At 63.6% G+C, this 4,327-nt stretch carries 3 protein-coding genes and 1 pseudogene; all 4 read right to left on the reverse strand.

Annotation, left to right across the window (positions count from 1 at the left end; genetic code table 11):
• Positions 1-1,501, reverse strand: a 1,501-nt coding sequence (purF, locus tag VFL62_RS11165) for an amidophosphoribosyltransferase (protein ID WP_325172434.1), incomplete at its 3' end; no start/stop codon positions are given.
• A 38-nt stretch (positions 1,502-1,539) separates the two neighbouring features.
• A complete protein-coding gene (locus VFL62_RS11170; RefSeq protein ID WP_325172435.1) occupies positions 1,540-2,166 on the reverse strand; it encodes a CvpA family protein in 627 nt (208 codons plus the stop codon).
• 149 nt (positions 2,167-2,315) lie between these two features.
• Positions 2,316-3,770 (reverse strand): DNA repair protein RadA, encoded by a 1,455-nt coding sequence (gene radA / locus VFL62_RS11175; RefSeq protein WP_325172436.1) that lies wholly within the window; start codon positions 3,768-3,770, stop codon positions 2,316-2,318.
• A 79-nt stretch (positions 3,771-3,849) separates the two neighbouring features.
• Positions 3,850-4,303 (reverse strand): annotated as a pseudogene (locus VFL62_RS11180) (TSUP family transporter).
• Between the last annotated feature and the right edge of the window lie 24 nt (positions 4,304-4,327).

A 4,327-nucleotide genomic window follows, 5' to 3' on the forward strand; every position in this document is an offset into this window, starting at 1 on the left:
GCGACAGCTGCCGCGGCGTCGGTTCGACGTGATCCTGGTCGGTGAGGTTCGTCGGATAAGCCCCGGTGAAGCAATGGTCGGAGAATTTCGGATTGGCGGGATCGCGCCCGGGATAGCCCATCGCGCGGTACATGCCATCGACCGACAGGAAGGCCAGCGTATCGGCGCCGATCAGTTCGCGCATCTCTTCCAGATTATGCGTGGCCGCCAGCAAACCGCCACGGTCCGGCAGGTCGATGCCGTAATAGTCGGGATAAAGGATCGGCGGTGAGGCGAGGCGGAAGTGAACCTCTCGGGCGCCGGCATCGCGCATCATGCGAACGATCTTCTTCGACGTGGTGCCTCGAACGAGTGAATCGTCGATCAGAATGATCCGCTTGCCTTCGATCGCTGCCCGGTTGGCCGAATGCTTCATGCGCACACCGAGTTCGCGCACGCTTTGGGTCGGCTGGATGAAGGTACGGCCGACATAGTGATTGCGGATGATGCCAAGCTCGAACGGCACGCCCGAATGCTGGCTGTAACCGACCGCCGCCGGGACGCCGGAGTCCGGCACCGGCACGACGACGTCGACGGGCACGTGGCTTTCCCGCGCCAGTTCAGCGCCAAAGCCCTTGCGGACATCGTAGACCGAGCGGCCGCCGACGATGGAATCCGGCCGCGCGAAGTAGATGTATTCGAAGATGCAGGGGCGCGGCGGCTTCGGCGGAAACGGCTTGTGACTGTGGGCGCCGCGCTCGTCAAACACCACGATCTCGCCGGGTTCGACGTCGCGGATATATTTGGCGCCGATGATATCGAGCGCACAGGTCTCGGAGGCGAGGATCGGACAGCCGTCGAGTTCCCCCAGCACCAAGGGCCGGATGCCGAGCGGGTCACGCGCACCGAGCAGTTTCTTGTTGGTCAGCGACACCAGCGAGTAGGCGCCCTCGATCGTCCGCAGTGCCTCGATGAAACGATCGATGAAATGGTTGCGCTTGGACTGGGCGACGAGATGGAGGATGACTTCAGTATCGGTCGTGGACTGCATCATGGCGCCGCCGCGCACGAGTTCGCGGCGAAGCGTGAGGCCATTCGTCAGATTGCCATTGTGGCCGACTGCAAAGCCGCCGGCATTGAGTTCGGCAAACAGCGGCTGCACGTTGCGCAGGATGGTCTCGCCCGTGGTCGAATAACGAACGTGCCCGATGGCGGCGTTGCCGGGCAGGCGCTCGATGACCTCGCGCCGGGAAAAGGTATCGCCGACCAGACCAAGCCGTCGCTCCGAATGGAAGCGGGTTCCGTCAAAGGAGACGATGCCGGCGGCTTCCTGACCGCGATGCTGAAGCGCGTGCAAGCCGAGGGCGGTGATGGCAGCTGCTTCGGGGTGGCCGAAGATGCCGAATACGCCGCATTCTTCCCGCAGCGTATCGCCTTCCAGATCAGACTGTTCGAGATAGTGGGGGCCGCTCGTCAGCCCCCTAGCTTTGGCGTCATCGGAAGGGCTTTGTTGGCTGTCCATCGCGCCTCTCTTGTGACCAGCTATCCTATGGCCGGCTATCACTTCGCCGGTTTCTCGATCAGCTTTTTAAGGCTGTCGCGGGCGGGTTTACTATATCCGTCGCCTGACGCCGGAGTCGCCTGTTCGGCGTCAGATTGATCATCTTCTGGTTTATTCTTCTTGAATCTCTTCAAGATGGTGTTCTCGGGGTCGTCAGGCAAGAGCGCCATCAGCCAATCCCCGGTTCCTTGCAGGACCACGCGGGATTTGGCGCCCGTCACCCAGTCCGGGCGCTGCTTGTCGGGAACCAGCCAGGTAAAGAACAGGAAGGCGACAACGACGATCAACAGGCCGCGAGCGAGGCCGAACAGGAAGCCCAGTGTGCGGTCCAGTGCGCCGATCCGGGAATCCAGGATCATGTCGGAGATCCGCACCGTAATGACCGAAACCACGATCAGAGTACCGACAAAGACACCGCCAACCACGATGAGGCTCGCGACAGTGTCGTTGTTCACATAGGTCTTGGCGGTCGGCAGCAGCTTGGAGAACGAATAGAGCGTTACCAGCGCGGCAGCGCCCCAGGCCGCGATCGACAGTATTTCGCGCATGAAGCCGCGTACCATCGCGAGCAGGCCGGAAATCAGCATCACGGCGAGCAGTACGAGATCGAGAATTGTAACTGGCATCGGCTGGTCGGGTCCGCATCAAGGTTGCCGCGAATCGGGGCCACACTAGGCTGGCAGCCCGCTAGCGCGCTCGGCAAGGCCGGAAGTCGCACCATCCCCGCCCTGCGCGGGCGATGTATAGCGGCGGGGGAGGGTGACGTCACGTCCACCTAGCCTTCGTGACGGCGGAATCTCGTGGGTGTGGCATTTTTTTCAACCGCGGCGTTGTCGGCCGTTCTTCGGGGTGAGCCGCGCGCGGCGATTTCGGCGACCAGGCTGGTCAATCCACCGACCGTGTTCAGCGAAAGGCCCGAATCGGCGCCGGCCTCGCCGCGGGCCGATTCGGGCAATACGGCGCGCCCAAAGCCGAGTTTGGCGGCTTCCGTGAGCCGGGCGGACGTCTGCGCCACCGGCCGCACCGCGCCAGACAGCGAAATCTCGCCGAAATAGACCGCATCGGCCGGCAGCGGTGCATTCACCAGCGAGGATACCAGCGCGGCTGCCGCGGCCAGGTCCGCGGCGGGTTCCTGGATACGCAACCCGCCCGCGACATTGAGGTAGACGTCGTGGCCGGACAGTTTGACCCCGCAATGCGCCTCCAGCACCGCCAGCACCATGGAAAGCCGGCTGGGGTCCCAGCCCACGACGGCCCGGCGCGGCGTGCCGAGCGAGGTCGGCGCCACCAGTGCTTGGAGTTCAACCAGCACCGGGCGCGTGCCCTCGATGCCGGCGAACACCGCCGTCCCCGGACTGCCGAGGTCGCGCTCGGACAAGAAGAGTTCGGACGGGTTGGAGACCTCCCGCAGACCAAGGCCAGTCATTTCGAACACGCCGATCTCATCGGTCGGACCGAAGCGGTTTTTCATCGAACGCAGGATGCGGAAATGCTGCGAACCTTCGCCCTCGAACGACAGCACCGCGTCCACCATATGCTCGACCACGCGAGGGCCGGCGATCTGGCCGTCCTTCGTGACATGGCCGACCAGGATAATCGCCGCGCCTGATTTCTTGGCAAAACGGATGAGCGCCTGGGCCGACGCCCGCACCTGGGTCACCGTGCCCGGTGCGGATTCCACCGTATCGGTCCACATGGTCTGGATCGAGTCGATCACGATCAGGCGAGGGGTCGCGCCTTCGGACAGGGTTGAAACGATATCCTCGACCGAGGTCTCCGCCGCCAGTTGTACCGGCGCGTCAGCAAGCCCAAGCCGCTCGGCACGCAGCCGCACCTGGGCGACCGCCTCTTCACCCGAAATGTAGACCGCGCGATGGCCGGCGCGGGCCAGCATGCTGGTGGCCTGCGTCAGCAGGGTCGATTTGCCAATGCCGGGATCGCCACCGACCAGAAGCACCGAGCCCCGGACGAAGCCTCCGCCGGTGACGCGGTCGAGTTCGGCCATGCCCGACGACAGGCGAGGGGCGTCCTGGCTCTTGCCGGAGAGACTTTCGAGCGCGAACTGCCGGCCCTTGCGTTTGGACCGGAGCGATGCCGGCGCGGTGGTGGCGCCGGTGATGTCTTCTTCGACCAGCGTGTTCCACTCGCCGCAGGAATCGCACTTGCCCTGCCAGCGGTTATAGGCCGCCCCACAGTTCTGGCAGACGAAAGAGAGAGAGGATTTGGCCATAGGTTTCGTTTGACGACAGATTCGAGGACTATCTTTCCATAGCACGGAATGGCGCGCGGGCCTTCCGCCAGGCGGGCGCTTACGAAAACGCCGTCCACAGCATGGAAAGTCCGGCGGCGATCATGATGCCGTCCATCAGCAGCCGAAAAACGTCGGCTTTCATGTGCAGCACGAAACGCTTGGCGATGAAAGCGCCGAACATCAGCGAAGCGCCCGCGATCAGGCCTTGCAAGGCGATTTCCGGCGTCAGCGCGCCAAAGCGCTGGAAGGTGACGGACTTGCTCACATACATGCCGAGTGAACTCGCCGCCTCGGTGGCGAGAAAGCGCCTTTGGCGAGGCCGTAAAACAGGAACAGCGGCACGCTCAGCGGGCCCGTCGAGACAACGATGCCGGTTAGATAGCCGACCACGGCGCCACCGATTGCCAGATGTAGATCAAGACCGGCATCAGCATGATCGAAGAACCAGTGCCGACGATGCCCGAGATGGTGCCCGCGACCAATCCGACCGCGAGGACGAAAACAAAGCTCAACGATTGCTGCTCCCGCCCGTAGCG

This window comes from Bradyrhizobium sp. (genome assembly GCF_035701725.1).
Classification (GTDB): Bacteria; Pseudomonadota; Alphaproteobacteria; order Rhizobiales; family Xanthobacteraceae; genus Bradyrhizobium.